This window comes from Streptomyces sp. TRM68416 (assembly GCF_014596915.1).
Classification (GTDB): domain Bacteria; phylum Actinomycetota; class Actinomycetes; order Streptomycetales; family Streptomycetaceae; genus Streptomyces.
Genome location: NZ_JACVWU010000009.1, coordinates 50,872 through 64,646, shown reverse-complemented (window position 1 = coordinate 64,646; position 13,775 = coordinate 50,872). Strand labels below are relative to the sequence as shown.

The following is a 13,775-nucleotide window of genomic DNA, read 5'->3' as shown; positions in this document are numbered from 1 at the left end:
GGACCTGCTGTGATCACTTCTGTCCTCGTCGCCAACCGGGGCGAGATCGCCTGCCGGGTCTTCCGCACCTGCCGCGAGCTGGGGATCCGGACGGTCGCCGTGCACTCGGACGCCGACGACAACGCCCTCCACGCGCGCGTGGCCGACACGGCGGTACGGCTGCCGGGGGCGGCGCCCGCGGAGACGTATCTGCGCGGCGACCTGATCGTGAAGGCGGCCGTCGCCGCGGGCGCGGACGCCGTGCACCCCGGGTACGGCTTCCTCTCCGAGAACGCCGACTTCGCGCGTGCCGTCCTCGACGCGGGCCTGGTCTGGATCGGGCCGCCGCCGGAGGCGATCGAGGCGATGGCGTCCAAGACGCGCGCGAAGGAGCTGATGGGGCTCGCGCCCCTGCGCGAGGTCGCGCAGGGCGACCTGCCGGTACTCGTGAAGGCGGCCGCGGGCGGAGGGGGGCGCGGGATGCGGATCGTGCGCTGCCTGGAGGAGCTCAGCGCCGCCCTGGAGGGCGCGCGCGCCGAGGCGGCGAGCGCCTTCGGGGACGGCGAGGTGTTCGTCGAGCCGTACATCGAGCACGGCCGGCACGTCGAGGTGCAGGTGCTCGCCGACGCGCACGGCACGGTGTGGGCGCTGGGCACGCGCGACTGCTCCCTCCAGCGCCGCCACCAGAAGGTCATCGAGGAGGCGCCGGCGCCCGGCCTCTCCGAGGGGCTCGCGGAGGAGTTGCGTGCGCTGGCCGTGCGCGCCGCGCGCGCCGTCGACTACGTCGGCGCGGGCACCGTCGAGTTCCTCGTCGCCGACGACAGGGCGCACTTCCTGGAGATGAACACCCGCCTCCAGGTCGAACACCCCGTCACGGAAGCGGTCTTCGGCATCGACCTGGTCGCCCTCCAGATCCGCGTCGCCGAGGGCCACGCCCTCGAAACCGACCCCCCATGCGCGCGCGGCCACGCGATCGAGGCCCGCCTGTACGCCGAGGACCCGGCGCACGACTGGGCGCCCCAGACGGGCACCCTGCACCGCCTGGCCGTCCCGGACACCGTCCGCCTGGACACCGGCTACGGCGACGGCGACACCATCGGCATCCACTACGACCCCCTGCTCGCCAAGGCCGTCGCCCACGCCCCCACGCGCGCGGAGGCCGCCCGCAAGCTCGCCGGCGCCCTGGAACGGGCCACGCTCCACGGCCCGCCCACCAACCGCGACCTCCTCGTCCGCTCCCTGCGGCACCCGGAGTTCACAGGCGCCCGTATGGACACGGGCTTCTACGACCGCCACCTCGCCGACCTGACCGAGCCCGCCCCCGACCCGTACGCGCCCCTGGCGGCAGCCCTCGCGGAAGCCCAAGGTCCGGCCCGCTCCCGCTTCGGCGGCTGGCGCAACGTTCCCTCGCAGCCGCAGGTGAAGCGTTACGCCATGGCGGGCGAGGAGCACGAGGTCCGCTACCGGCACGGGCGCGCGGGCCTGGAGGCCGACGGCGTGCGCGTCGTGCGCGCCGGCGCGGACCTCGTCGTCCTGGAAGTGGACGGCATACAGCGCCGGTTCGAGGTCGCGCGCTACGGCGACCGGGTCCACGTCAACACCACCACCCTCACCGCCCTGCCCCGCTTCCCCGACCCCACCGCACAACACGCCCCGGGTTCGCTCCTGGCCCCCATGCCGGGAACGGTGGTGAGGATCGCCGAGGACGTGGCCGTAGGAGCCGCTGTGACGGCCGGACAGCCGCTGCTGTGGCTGGAGGCGATGAAGATGGAGCACCGGATCACGGCGCCCGTCACAGGGACACTCGCAGCCCTGGAAGCCACCCAGGGCCAACAGGTGGAGCCAGGCGCACTACTGGCGGTAGTGGAGCGCGCCCCATAGGGGCGCGCGGAACTGCGCGAGCAACCACACACAACCCGCAGTCCGAAGGAGCTCCGTGACCACCCTCATCGAATCCGAAGAACACAAGGCCCTACGAGCCGCAGTAGCCGCCCTCGGCAAACGCCACGGCCGCGACTACGTCCGCGAAGACCTCTGGACCGAGGCCGCCAAACTCGGCTACCTCGGCGTCAACCTGCCGGAGGCGTACGGCGGCGGAGGCGGCGGCATCGCCGAACTCTCCCTCGTCCTCGAAGAACTCGGCGCCGCGGGCTGCCCGCTGCTGATGATGGTCGTCTCCCCGGCCATCTGCGGCACGGTCATCGCCCGCTTCGGGACCGAGGAACAGAAACGCGAGTGGCTGCCCGCCCTGGCCAACGGCACCCGCACCATGGCCTTCGGCATCACCGAACCCGACGCCGGCTCCAACTCCCACCGCATCACCACCACCGCCCGCAGGGACGGCGCCGACTGGCTGCTCACCGGCCGCAAGGTCTTCATCTCCGGCGTCGACATCGCCGACGCCACCCTCGTCGTCGGCCGCACCGAGGACGCCCGCACCGGCACCCTCAAACCCTGCCTGTTCATCGTCCCGCGCGACGCCGACGGCTTCACCCGTCGGCAGATCGACATGGAACTCCAGGCCGCGGAGAAGCAGTTCGAGCTGGTCCTGGACGACGTACGGCTGCCCGCCGACGCGCTCGTCGGCGACGAGGACGCGGGCCTCCTCCAGCTCTTCGCCGGCCTCAACCCCGAGCGCATCATGACGGCCGCCTTCGCCATCGGCATGGGCCGGCACGCCCTCGCCCAAGCGGTCGCCTACGCCCGCGAACGCACCGTCTGGAAGTCCCCCATCGGCGCCCACCAGGCCATCGCCCACCCCCTCGCGCAGGCCCACATCGACCTGGAACTGGCCCGCCTGATGATGCAGAAGGCGGCCCATCTCTACGACGCGGGCGACGACGCCGGCGCCGGGGAGGCCGCCAACATGGCCAAGTACGCCGCCGGTGAGGCCTGCGTGCGCGCCGTCGACCAGGCCGTGCACACCCTCGGCGGAAACGGCCTCACGCGCGAGTTCGGGCTCGCCCGGTTGATAACTGCCGCGCGCGTGGCTCGTATTGCTCCGGTGAGCCGGGAGATGATTCTGAACTACGTCTCCCACCAGACCTTGGGCCTGCCCAAGTCGTACTGACCGCGTCCGGCACAGCGCTGTGCGAGGAGGAACCGAATGTTCCGCAGCGAGTACGCAGACGTCCCGCCCGTCGACCTGCCCAGCCACGAGGCCGTACTGGGCCGCGCCGCCGAGTTCGGCGACACGCCCGCCCTGATCGACGGCACCGACGGCACCACCCTCACCTACGACCAGGTGGACCGCTTCCACCGCCGGGTCGCCGCCGCGCTCGCCGAGGCGGGCGTGCGCAAGGGCGACGTACTCGCCCTGCACAGCCCCAACACCGTCGCCTTCCCGACCGCCTTCTACGCCGCCACGCGCGCGGGTGCCTCCGTCACCACCGTGCACCCGCTCGCCACGCCCGATGAGTTCGCCAAACAGCTCGGCGACAGCCGCGCCCGCTGGATCGTCACCGTCTCCCCGCTGCTGGAGACCGCCCGCCGGGCCGCCGAACTCGCGGGCGGCGTCCAGGAGATCTTCGTCTGCGACAGCGCGCCCGGCCACCGCTCCCTCATCGACATGCTCGCCTCCACCGCCCCCGAGCCGCACATCGACATCGACCCCGCCGAGGACGTCGCCGCCCTGCCCTACTCCTCGGGCACCACCGGCATCCCCAAGGGCGTGATGCTCACCCACCGGCAGATCGCCACCAACCTCGCCCAGCTCGAACCGGCGATGCCCGCGAAACCCGGCGACCGCATCCTCGCCGTCCTGCCCTTCTTCCACATCTACGGCCTCACCGCCCTGATGAACGCGCCCCTGCGCCAGGGCGCCACCGTCGTCGTCCTGCCCCGCTGCGACCTGGAGACCTTCCTCGCGGCCGTTCAGAACCACCGCATCACCGACCTGTTCGTGGCCCCGCCGATCGTCCTCGCCCTCGCCAAGCACCCGCTGGTCGCCGAGTACGACCTGTCGTCCCTCCGGCACGTCGTCAGCGCCGCCGCCCCGCTCGACGCCCGGCTCGCCGAGGCCTGCTCCCGGCGGCTGAACCTGCCCCCGGTCGGCCAGGCCTACGGCATGACCGAACTGTCCCCGGGCACCCACGTCGTCCCCCTGGACGCCATGCGCGAGGCACCCCCCGGCACCGTCGGCAGGCTCATCGCCGGCACCGAGATGCGGATCGTCTCCCTCGACGACCCCGACAAGGACCTCGGCGTCGGCGAGGACGGCGAGATCCTCATCCGCGGCCCCCAGGTCATGAAGGGCTACCTCGGACGCCCCGACGCCACCGCCGCGATGATCGACACCGACGGCTGGCTGCACACCGGCGACGTCGGCCATGTCGACGCCGACGGCTGGCTCTTCGTCGTCGACCGCGTCAAGGAGCTCATCAAGTACAAGGGCTTCCAGGTCGCCCCCGCCGAACTCGAAGCCCTCCTGCTCACCCACCCCGGCATCGCCGACGCCGCCGTCATCGGCGTCCAGGACGACAACGGCAACGAGGTCCCGCGCGCGTACGTCGTCCGCCAGCCCACCGCCACCGAACTCTCCGAAGGAGAGGTGATGATGTACGTCGCCGAACGCGTCGCCCCCTACAAGCGCGTCCGCCAGGTCACCTTCATCGACGGAGTCCCCCGAGCCGCCTCCGGCAAGATCCTCCGCCGCCAGCTCAGGGGGCACGCATGACGTCGATCGGCCGCACGCGCGCGCGGGGCGTCGAGACCGCCAGCGGGGCGCCCCGGTCCGCTGCGGGGCAGGCCCTGCAACGGCAGCTCAGGGAGCACACATGACGTCGGTCGGCCGCACACGCGCGCGGGGTGTCGAGACGCTCAGCCTCGACTCGCCGGACACCCGCAACGCCCTGTCGGCCGCGCTCGTCGGCGACCTCGCGGACGCGCTCACGGACTGCGCCGAGGACGCCGACGTCCGCGCGGTCGTGCTCACGCACACCGGCAACACCTTCTGCGCGGGCGCCGACCTGCGCGACCCGCCCGCCCCGGACGCGCTGGTCGGCCTGCTGCGGCAGATCGTGGAACTGCCCCGGCCGGTCGTCGCCCGGGTCACCGGCCACGTCCGGGCGGGCGGCCTGGGCCTGCTGGCCGCCTGCGACATCGCGGCCGCCGCCACCACGGCCACCTTCGCGTTCACGGAGGTCCGCATCGGCGTGGCCCCCGCGGTCATCTCCCTGCCCCTGCTGCCCCGCACGGACCCGCGCGCCCTCGCCCGCTACTACCTCACCGGCGAGCGCCTCGACGCCGCCGAGGCCACCCGCATCGGCCTGCTCACCGCGGCGGGCGACGACGTGGACGCCGTACTCGAACCCGTCCTGGACGGACTGCGCAGGGCGGCACCCGAGGCCCTGGCCGAGACGAAGCGGCTGCTCACGGCTAGGGTGCTGGAGGCATTCGACCGGGACGCGGCCGACCTCACCGCGCTCTCGGCCCGGCTGTTCTCCTCCCCGCAGGCCCGCGAGGGGATGACGGCCTTCCTCGAACGACGGGATCCCGCATGGGCGCTGTGAGCACGGTCGGCGACCGTGTGGAACGTACCCCCAAACAGGACCGCAGCCGGGCCACCCGGCAGCGCCTCCTGGAGGCCGCCGTGGCCTGCCTGGCCGAACACGGCTGGGCGGGCTCCACGGTCTCCGTCGTCGCCGAACGCGCCGGCGTCTCCCGGGGCGCCGCCCAGCACCACTTCCCCACCCGCGAGGACCTGTTCACCGCGGCCGTCGAGTACGTCGCCGAGGAACGCTCCACCGCGCTGCGCGCACTGTTCCCCGAAGGCGCCGCCGGGGACCGCCGGGCCGTGGTCGCCGCCCTCGTCGACCTCTACACCGGCCCCCTCTTCCGCGCCGCCCTGCACCTGTGGGTCGCCGCCTCCAACGAGGAGCAACTGCGCGCGCGGGTCACCGAACTGGAGGCCCGCGTCGGCCGCGAGAGCCACCGCATCGCCGTGGAACTGCTGGGCGCCGACGAGTCGCGGCCGGGCGTGCGCGAGACCGTGCAGGGGCTGCTCGACATGGCCCGGGGACTCGGCCTGGCCAACCTGCTCACCGACGACACCGGGCGCCGGGAAAGGGTGGTCGCCCAGTGGGCGGCCCTGCTGGACACCGCCCTCGATCTCAGGGACTGAGCCGCTCCACCCGCCAGCTCCCGTCCGCCCGCGCCACGTACCGCAGCCGGTCGTGCAGCCGGTTCTCCCGCCCCTGCCAGAACTCCACCGACTGCGGAGCCACCCGGAAACCGCCCCAGTGCGGCGGTACGGGCACCTGCTCGCCCTCGGGATAGCGGGCCGCCAGCTCGGCGTAGGAGGCGTCGAGGTCGGCGCGGGTGGCGACCACCGCCGACTGCTCGCTGGCCCACGCCCCGAGCTGCGAGCCGTGCGGCCGGGTACGGAAGTAGGCGGCCGTCTCGTCCCGTCCGGTGCGCCGCGCGACGCCCTGGACGATGACCTGGCGGGCCATCGGATGCCAGGGGAACAGCAGCGAGACGTACGGGTTCTCCGCCAGGTCACGGGCCTTGCGGGAGTCGTAGTTGGTGTAGAAGACGAAACCCTGCTCGTCGAACTGCTTCAGCAGCACCGTGCGCGAGCTGGGCCGGCCCGCGGCGTCCGCCGTGGAGACCACCATGGCGTTCGGTTCGAACAGGTGCGCCTCCGTGGCGGCCTGCTTGAACCAGCGCGCGAACTGCTCCACCGGAGTGGCGGCCAGGTCGGTCTCGGCGAGGCCCTCGGCCCGGTACTGCTTGCGCATCGCGGCGGGGTCCAGTGGCACGGAGTCTCGGTCGGTCACGCCGTCATCCTGCCGTATCCGCGGGGCCCGTTCGCCATGGTGTCCTTCATCACTGCGTGGCACTCAGTGCCGCGATCCCTCCCCAAAGGTGGCACTCGGGGATATCGTGCTGGTGCCGTTCCCGTTGGGTGACCGCCGGCCGCACGGGGCATCACTGGGATACCCGCCCGGGACCGCGAGTCCGCAACCGAGCCACGACCGCGGATCCACGGGGCGTGCGTCCGTCCCTGCCGCTCGACACATGGTCCGTCCCACCGAGAGCCACACCCCCACAACACCATCTGTCGCACACATCACGAGGAGCCGCCTGATGTCCGACTTCGTACCCGGACTCGAAGGAGTCGTCGCGTTCGAGACGGAGATCGCCGAACCCGACAAGGAGGGCGGCGCACTCAGGTACCGGGGCGTCGACATCGAGGACCTCGTCGGCCACGTCTCGTTCGGCAACGTCTGGGGCCTGCTCGTGGACGGCGCCTTCAACCCCGGCCTGCCGCCCGCCGAGCCGTTCCCCATCCCGGTGCACTCCGGCGACATCCGCGTCGACGTCCAGTCCGCGCTCGCCATGCTCGCCCCCGTCTGGGGCCTCAAACCCCTGCTCGACATCGATGCCGAACAGGCCCGCGAGGACCTCGCCCGCGCCGCCGTCATGGCCCTGTCCTACGTCGCCCAGTCCGCCCGCGGCCAGGGCCTGCCCATGGTCCCGCAGCGCGAGATCGACAAGGCGCAGTCCGTCGTCGAACGCTTCATGATCCGCTGGCGCGGCGAGCCCGACCCCAAGCACGTCGCCGCCGTCGACGCCTACTGGACATCCGCCGCCGAGCACGGCATGAACGCCTCCACCTTCACCGCGCGCGTGATCGCCTCCACCGGCGCGGACGTGGCGGCCGCGCTCTCCGGCGCCGTAGGAGCCATGTCCGGGCCGCTGCACGGCGGCGCCCCCTCGCGCGTCCTGCACATGATCGAGGAGATCGAGCGCACGGGCGACGCCGAGGCCTACGTCAAGCAGGCCCTCGACAAGGGCGAGCGGCTGATGGGATTCGGCCACCGCGTGTACCGCGCGGAGGATCCACGCGCGCGCGTGCTGCGGCGTACCGCACGCGAGCTCGGCGCCCCCCGCTTCGAGGTCGCCGAGGCCCTGGAGAAGGCGGCCCTGGCCGAGCTGCACGCCCGCCGCCCCGACCGCGTCCTGGCGACCAACGTCGAGTTCTGGGCGGCGATCGTCCTCGACTTCGCCGAGGTCCCGGCCCACATGTTCACGTCCATGTTCACCTGCGCCCGTACGGCCGGCTGGTCGGCGCACATCCTGGAGCAGAAGCGCACCGGCCGCCTCGTACGCCCCTCCGCCCGCTACGTCGGCCCCGGCTCGCGCAACCCGCGGGAGATCGAGGGATACGAGGACATCGCCCACTGAGACGCTGACCCGAGGGGCGCGGTCACCCGCGCCCCGCACGGTCACGCCGGAGTCAGCAGCCCGGCGTGATGCCGCTCCGTCACCAGCGGATGCGCCCGCAGCTTCCCCTTCAGCTCGTTGTAGCCGTACTCGGCGAACAGCGGGTTCGCCGGGTCGTCCGTTACCCCCGGCGCCACGGACGCGTGCGGGAAGGGCAGGGGCTCAATGCGCGCGTCCAGGCGCGGGTTGTAGAAGAACGGCACGGAGAACCGCTCGGTGGCACCCGCCGGCGACACCACCCGGTGGTTCGTGGCCACGAGATACCCGTTGGTGGCCACCTCCAGCAGCTCACCGAGGTTGACCACGAACGCCCCCTCCAGCGGCGGCACGTCGTGGAACAGCCCGTCCTCGCGCTGCACCTGAAGGCCCCCCACCCGGTCCTGCAGCAGCAGCGTCAGGAACCCGTAGTCCTTGTGCGCGCCCACGCCCTGACCGGCCCCGTCCCCGGCGCTCCCGGGATACCGCACGAGCTTCAGATGCGGATGGGCCCGCTCACCGAAGACCGGGTCGTAGAAGTCGGCCGGCGCCCCGATGGCGGCGAGCAGCTCGTGCAGCAGCCGCTCGGCGACCCCGCTGAGCCGCTCGATCCAGGCCAGCGAGACGGCCCGCAGCTCCGGCAGCGACTCCGGCCACTGGTTCGGCCCTTCGAGCCACCAGTACGCGGGCTCACCGGGCCCCGGTGTCCGCGCAGCCCGCTCGGCCCCGATGTCCAACTGGTCCCGCCAGTCCCGCGCCCCACCCGTCCGCTCGTCGCCCGTGCGCGTGTAACCGCGGAAGTGAGGCGAGTTGACGTTGTCGAGCGCCAGCCGCTCCGCCTCGGGAAGCCGGAAGAACCGCCGCATGGCGGACCCGAGCCGCTCGGTCTCCCCGGCGGTCACCCCATGCCCCACGAGCTGGAAGAACCCCACGTCGTGAGCGGCGGCGTGCAACTGCGCATGCAACAGCGCACGGGCCTCGGGGCCGCGATCGGCGGCGGAGAGATCGATGATCGGAAGCTGCTGGTACTGGTACGACGGGTTTGCCGTCATGTTCGTCATGATGCGTCCGCGGTGGTGTACGGGCACGGGCGTGCGCCTGATGGGCGATGAAGAGAAACGGCAGCGGTAACTGCGCAAAGAGAAGACAGAGAGGGCCGGAATGCTCAGACGGAGCGTCGACAGCCCATGCTCGTGACGCGGACGTAGTCCACGTGGCGGCGTCGAACGAGCGTGATCATGCCCTCCACAACCCCGGAACCCCTCCGGGAATTCCCCCACGAACGCAGACGACCCGCGAGCTCGGGTCCCCCGCCTGACGGCGAGGAGCCGGCCGGACGTACCGGCGAGCTCACGGGTCGGGTGACTGCTTGGGATTGGGCCGGCTGCACGCGTCTCTCACGTGCTGGTCCGGCACCGCACTGGGTGGGGTGTCGGGCCGCTAGCCCGCAGCCACCTCACGCGTCCGGTATTCATACATCTGCCGAACCACCTCCCTTCTGTGTGCCTCACACACTAAGAACGGGCCCTCCCCGGAATCAACCGCTTTTTCGTCCGGCCGGAGGGAGAGGCGCCCGCGGATCCGTGTGTGAAGATCAAGATTGATGTAGGCGCACGGTGGGGAGGTGGCTCTTGTGTCCGATCTTCGTATAGCGCCGGTGGCCGGTGAGGCCATGCTGGAGCAGTGGCGGTATGTGCACAACGTGATCGTTCCGCCGGACGAGCTGAGTGCCGACGAGGTGCGGGAGCGCAGTGGGCGGCATCGGCTGGAGAACGCGTATCTCGGGGATGTGCTCGTCGGGTGCTCGACCGTGCGGCCGCCGGGCGGGGAGGAGGGGGTGGCGACCGTTATCGCGCGCGTGCTGCCCGAGTACCGGGGGCGCGGGTTCGGGACGGCGCTGTACGAGCAGGGGGTGGCGCAGGCGCTGGGGATGGGGGCGCGGGTGATCCAGACGGTCGTTCTGGCGGCGAACGCGGACGGGCTGCGGTACGCCGAGGCGCGCGGGTTCGTCGAGGTGGAGCGGTATGTGGCGCCGGAGGACGAGACCGAGGTCTGGCTGACGCTGCGGCGGGCGGCCTGACGTGCGGCCGGGCGCGGTGCCGGGTCTCCGGCCTACAACGATTCCCTCAATCTTGCGGGAACCCGGTGTGTGCTGCGTCACGTTCGAGTTGAATGATGACCAGTGAGCGAACCGACGCGCCGTATGTGCGGACGTAGCTTGGCAGGGGGTCCAGGTGAGTGCTTCCCGGCGTAGTGGGACCACCGACGAGCTGGGGCCGGACGAACCCGAGCGGGAGGGTCCGGACGGCTCGGACGGCGGCTCCGATCTGCTTGCCGCGCTCCTTGACGGGATGGACGCGGCGCTGTGCGCGTTCGACGCCGACGGGGTCGTCACCCACTGGAACCGGGAGGCCGAACGGATCCTGGGATGGACCGCGGCCGAGGCGGTGGGCCGGCAGGGTTTCGCCGGGTGGGCGGTGCGCAAGGCGGACGCCGAGGAGGTCGAGGGGCGGCTGCTGTCCGCGATGCAGGCCCCGGGCCGGCAGGTGCACGAGTTCGCGCTGCTCACCAAGGACGGCGGGCGGGTGCTCGTACGGACCCAGTCCGCGGCCGTGCGCGGCCCGGACGGCAAGCCCGCGGGTGTGTACTGCGCGTTCAGCGAGGTGCACGCGCAGATCGACCTGGAGCGGTCCATCGCGCTGAGCGAGGCGCTGTTCGAGGACGCGAGCTGGGGTGTCGTCCTCGTCGACGCGGATCTGCGGCCCGCGGTGGTCAACGCGCACGCGGCACGTGCCCTGGGCCTCGGGCGTACGTCGGTGCTGGGCCGGCCGCTGGGGGAGCTGCTCGCGCAGGGCGTCGAGGAGCTGGAGAGCGCGCTGACGCACGTCCTGGCGGAGGGCGCGCCGCCCGCGCCGGCCGAGATCTGGGTGAGCGTGCGCACCCCGGAGGGCGAGCAGCGGCGCTGCTGGCGGTGCGGCTTCGTACGGCTGGCGTCGCCGCTGGCGGAGGAGCCGGTGCCGTTGGGCGTGGGCTGGCTGTTCCAGGACGTGACGGAGGCCAAGCAGGGCGAGCAGGAGGCGGCGCTGCTGCGGTTCCGCTCGAACCAGCTGCACCGGGCCGCGCGGGCGGCCGCCGAGTGCGAGGACCCGGCGGAGGCGGCGACCGTCCACCTGGACTTCGCGCTCGCCGGTTTCGCCGACCACGCGCTGGTCGACGGTGTCGTGGGCGGCTCGCTGAGCGACGCGGACGCGGCCGGGCCGGTACGGCTGGCCCGGATCGCCGCCACGCCTTCCGGCGCGCCGGGACCGAGCGTGTCCACCGGCGCGGCCGGGCTGCCCACCCGGTACGCGGAGAACCATCCGGCGCTGCAGTGTGTGGCGCGGGCCGGTTCGGTGCGGGCGAGTGCGGGTTCCGTCCCGGCCGACCAGGTCCGTTCCTGGGCGGAGTCCCGCCAGTGGCCGCCGGACGCGGTGCACGCCCTGTGCGCGGTGTTGCGCAGCCGCGGCCGCACGCTCGGCGTGGTGACGTTCCTGCGCGCGGCGGGCCGCAGCCCCTTCGAACGCTCCGACGCGACGTACGCGGAGGACGTGGCGGCACGGATCGCCGCGGCCCTGGACCTGGCGAGCGCGCTGTAGGGCCGTCGTTCAGCGGCGGTAGAAGATCCGGTCGGCGTACTTCTCGAAGACCCGCCCGTTCCACTCGTGGCCGCCGTCCACGTTCCCCGAGCGCAGCAGCGGCGGTTCGATGCCCCGCTCGGCCAGCGTGCCCGCCGCCGTCGCCATCACGGCCTGCATGAGCGCCGCGGTGACGACGGTGGACGCGGGCGCGAAGGGCGCCGGCACCGCGTCGAGGGTGAGTTCCGCGTCGCCCACGGCGATCTTGGAGTCGAGGACGACGTCGCAGTGGTCCTTCAGATGGGTGCCGGAGACATGCCGGGACCGGGTCTCGGACGCGTACGCCACGGAGGTCACGCCGATGACCTTCACGCCCAGGGCGCGCGCGTTCATGGCCATCTCCACGGGCAGCGCGTTGCGTCCGGACAGCGAGATGATCACGAGGGCGTCGCCCGCGCGCAGCGGCGAGCTGTCCAGTACGGCGCTCGCGAGCCCGTCGACCCGTTCCAGGGCGGAGCCGAGCGTCGCCGGCATCACGTCGACGCCGACGACACCGGGGACGGCCAGCAGGTTCATCAGCGCCAGGCCGCCCGCGCGGTATACGACGTCCTGGGCGGCGAGCGAGGAGTGGCCGGCGCCGAAGGCGAACAGCCGGCCGCCGTCGGCGACGGTGTCGGCGAGCAGCGTCCCGGCCGCCTCGATGGTGCCGTCCTCCTCGTCGCGCACCCGCTGCAGCAGGTCGATCGCGGCGTCGAAGAACTGGCCGGCGAGCTTGCGGTCGCTCATGCGCGGGGCCCCTTTGCCGTGGGTGTCCGTCCGGGCGGACGGGTCAGAGCCGCCGGGCGTACGGTGCTGTGCCGCCCGGCGTTCGTGTCCGTGTCGCGGATCACCGTGCGGTCTGGACCAGTGCGGTGTCAATACGGCGTTCCGTGCCCGCGGGGCCGGGGCGCCGGCCCCGCGGGCGCCCCGGGTTCGGGCCGTGTAACACCGTGGTTCCCACGGCGCGGCACGGTTGTCAGTGGGATGCGTCAGAATTGGGGCCAGGGCCAGCGCACGCGCCGCGAAGCTGTCGTGCTTCCGGCAGATCTCATCAAGGGGCACGTATGTCCGGACTGATCGACACCACGGAGATGTATCTCCGCACCATCCTCGAGCTGGAGGAGGAAGGTGTGGTCCCCATGCGCGCCCGGATCGCCGAGCGCCTCGACCAGAGCGGACCGACGGTCAGCCAGACGGTGGCGCGGATGGAGCGGGACGGCCTGGTGGCCGTCGCCAGCGACCGGCACCTGGAGCTCACGGACGAGGGCCGTCGGCTGGCGACGCGCGTGATGCGCAAGCACCGCCTCGCGGAGTGTCTCCTCGTCGACGTGATCGGCCTGGAGTGGGAGCAGGTGCACGCCGAGGCCTGCCGCTGGGAGCACGTGATGAGCGAGGCCGTGGAGCGGCGCGTGCTCGAACTGCTCCGGCACCCGACCGAGTCGCCCTACGGCAACCCGATCCCGGGTCTGGAGGAGCTGGGCGAGAAGGACGGCGCGGACCCGTTCCTCGACGAGGGCATGGTGTCGCTGGCCGAGCTGGCCCCGGGCCCGGAGGGCAAGACGGTCGTCGTCCGCCGGATCGGTGAGCCGATCCAGACGGACGCGCAGCTGATGTACACGCTGCGCCGGGCGGGTGTGCAGCCCGGTTCGGTGGTGAGCGTGACGGAGTCGGCGGGCGGGGTGCTGGTGGGCAGCGGCGGTGAGGCGGCCGAGCTGGAGGCGGACGTCGCCTCCCATGTGTTCGTCGCCAAGCGCTGAGCGTCCCCGGTCAGCCCGAGAGGCCGGTAACTCCCGTTGTCTCGGAGGCAGTTGAGCGCCCGGATGGATCTCGTCGTTTCCAAGATTCAGTCCGCCGAATCGCAGCGCTTCGACGCTTCGCGTGCAAGGCTGTCGCGTGAGGCATATGACCTGACTGAGGGGGCCGGTGGGATGTGCCGTA

General features: G+C 72.5%; 12 protein-coding genes. 9 read left to right on the top strand and 3 right to left on the bottom strand.

Translation table 11 applies throughout. The features are described 5' to 3' along the window. Positions 1 to 9: 9 nt before the first annotated feature. The 5 genes from ICC28_RS16280 (at position 10) to ICC28_RS16260 (ending at position 6,100) form a co-directional block, all read left to right on the top strand. Complete coding sequence (locus tag ICC28_RS16280; protein ID WP_188289287.1) at positions 10 to 1,860, top strand: acetyl/propionyl/methylcrotonyl-CoA carboxylase subunit alpha; 1,851 nt, start codon at positions 10 to 12, stop codon at positions 1,858 to 1,860. Between the two features lie 55 nt (positions 1,861 to 1,915). Then, entirely contained in the window at positions 1,916 to 3,049 is a 1,134-nt protein-coding gene (locus ICC28_RS16275) for an acyl-CoA dehydrogenase family protein (RefSeq protein WP_188289286.1), read from the top strand. Positions 3,050 to 3,085: 36 nt separating this feature from the next. Further along, positions 3,086 to 4,654, top strand: a complete 1,569-nt coding sequence (locus tag ICC28_RS16270) for a 4-coumarate--CoA ligase family protein (RefSeq protein WP_188289285.1) — start codon at positions 3,086 to 3,088, stop codon at positions 4,652 to 4,654. 100 nt (positions 4,655 to 4,754) lie between these two features. Then, the gene (locus ICC28_RS16265) at positions 4,755 to 5,489 is read left to right on the top strand and encodes an enoyl-CoA hydratase family protein (RefSeq protein ID WP_188289284.1); all 735 of its coding nucleotides are present in this window, start codon (positions 4,755 to 4,757) and stop codon (positions 5,487 to 5,489) included. After that, positions 5,477 to 6,100, top strand: a complete 624-nt coding sequence (locus ICC28_RS16260) for a TetR/AcrR family transcriptional regulator (protein ID WP_188289283.1) — start codon at positions 5,477 to 5,479, stop codon at positions 6,098 to 6,100. Before ICC28_RS16265 ends, ICC28_RS16260 begins: the two co-directional genes overlap by 13 nt. Here ICC28_RS16260 and pdxH read toward each other — a convergent pair. Then, positions 6,090 to 6,758 (bottom strand): pyridoxamine 5'-phosphate oxidase, encoded by a 669-nt coding sequence (pdxH, locus tag ICC28_RS16255; protein WP_188289282.1) that lies wholly within the window; start codon positions 6,756 to 6,758, stop codon positions 6,090 to 6,092. The two genes, ICC28_RS16260 and pdxH, sit on opposite strands and share 11 nt — an antisense overlap. 310 nt (positions 6,759 to 7,068) lie before the next feature. Here pdxH and ICC28_RS16250 point away from each other — a divergent pair, with 310 nt between their 5' ends. Next, positions 7,069 to 8,169 (top strand): citrate synthase 2, encoded by a 1,101-nt coding sequence (locus tag ICC28_RS16250; RefSeq protein ID WP_188289281.1) that lies wholly within the window; start codon positions 7,069 to 7,071, stop codon positions 8,167 to 8,169. Positions 8,170 to 8,210: 41 nt separating this feature from the next. Here ICC28_RS16250 and ICC28_RS16245 read toward each other — a convergent pair whose 3' ends face one another. After that, complete coding sequence (locus tag ICC28_RS16245; RefSeq protein WP_188289280.1) at positions 8,211 to 9,245, bottom strand: isopenicillin N synthase family dioxygenase; 1,035 nt, start codon at positions 9,243 to 9,245, stop codon at positions 8,211 to 8,213. A 572-nt stretch (positions 9,246 to 9,817) separates the two neighbouring features. Between ICC28_RS16245 and ICC28_RS16240 the strand changes: the two genes are divergently transcribed. Together ICC28_RS16240 and ICC28_RS16235 are read left to right on the top strand one after the other, a co-directional pair. Beyond that, entirely contained in the window at positions 9,818 to 10,264 is a 447-nt protein-coding gene (locus ICC28_RS16240; protein ID WP_317454027.1) for a GNAT family N-acetyltransferase, read from the top strand. 154 nt (positions 10,265 to 10,418) lie between these two features. Then, positions 10,419 to 11,819 carry a PAS domain-containing protein gene (locus ICC28_RS16235; protein ID WP_188289279.1) on the top strand — a complete coding sequence of 467 codons (1,401 nt, stop codon included), beginning with the start codon at positions 10,419 to 10,421 and terminating at the stop codon, positions 11,817 to 11,819. Between the two features lie 9 nt (positions 11,820 to 11,828). Here the strand turns inward: ICC28_RS16235 and ICC28_RS16230 are convergent, their stop codons facing one another. Next, positions 11,829 to 12,584, bottom strand: coding sequence for an SIS domain-containing protein (locus ICC28_RS16230; protein ID WP_188289278.1), 756 nt, complete (start codon positions 12,582 to 12,584; stop codon positions 11,829 to 11,831). A 317-nt stretch (positions 12,585 to 12,901) separates the two neighbouring features. Here ICC28_RS16230 and ICC28_RS16225 point away from each other — a divergent pair, with 317 nt between their 5' ends. Next, complete coding sequence (locus tag ICC28_RS16225; RefSeq protein ID WP_188289277.1) at positions 12,902 to 13,594, top strand: metal-dependent transcriptional regulator; 693 nt, start codon at positions 12,902 to 12,904, stop codon at positions 13,592 to 13,594. Positions 13,595 to 13,775: the final 181 nt, after the last annotated feature.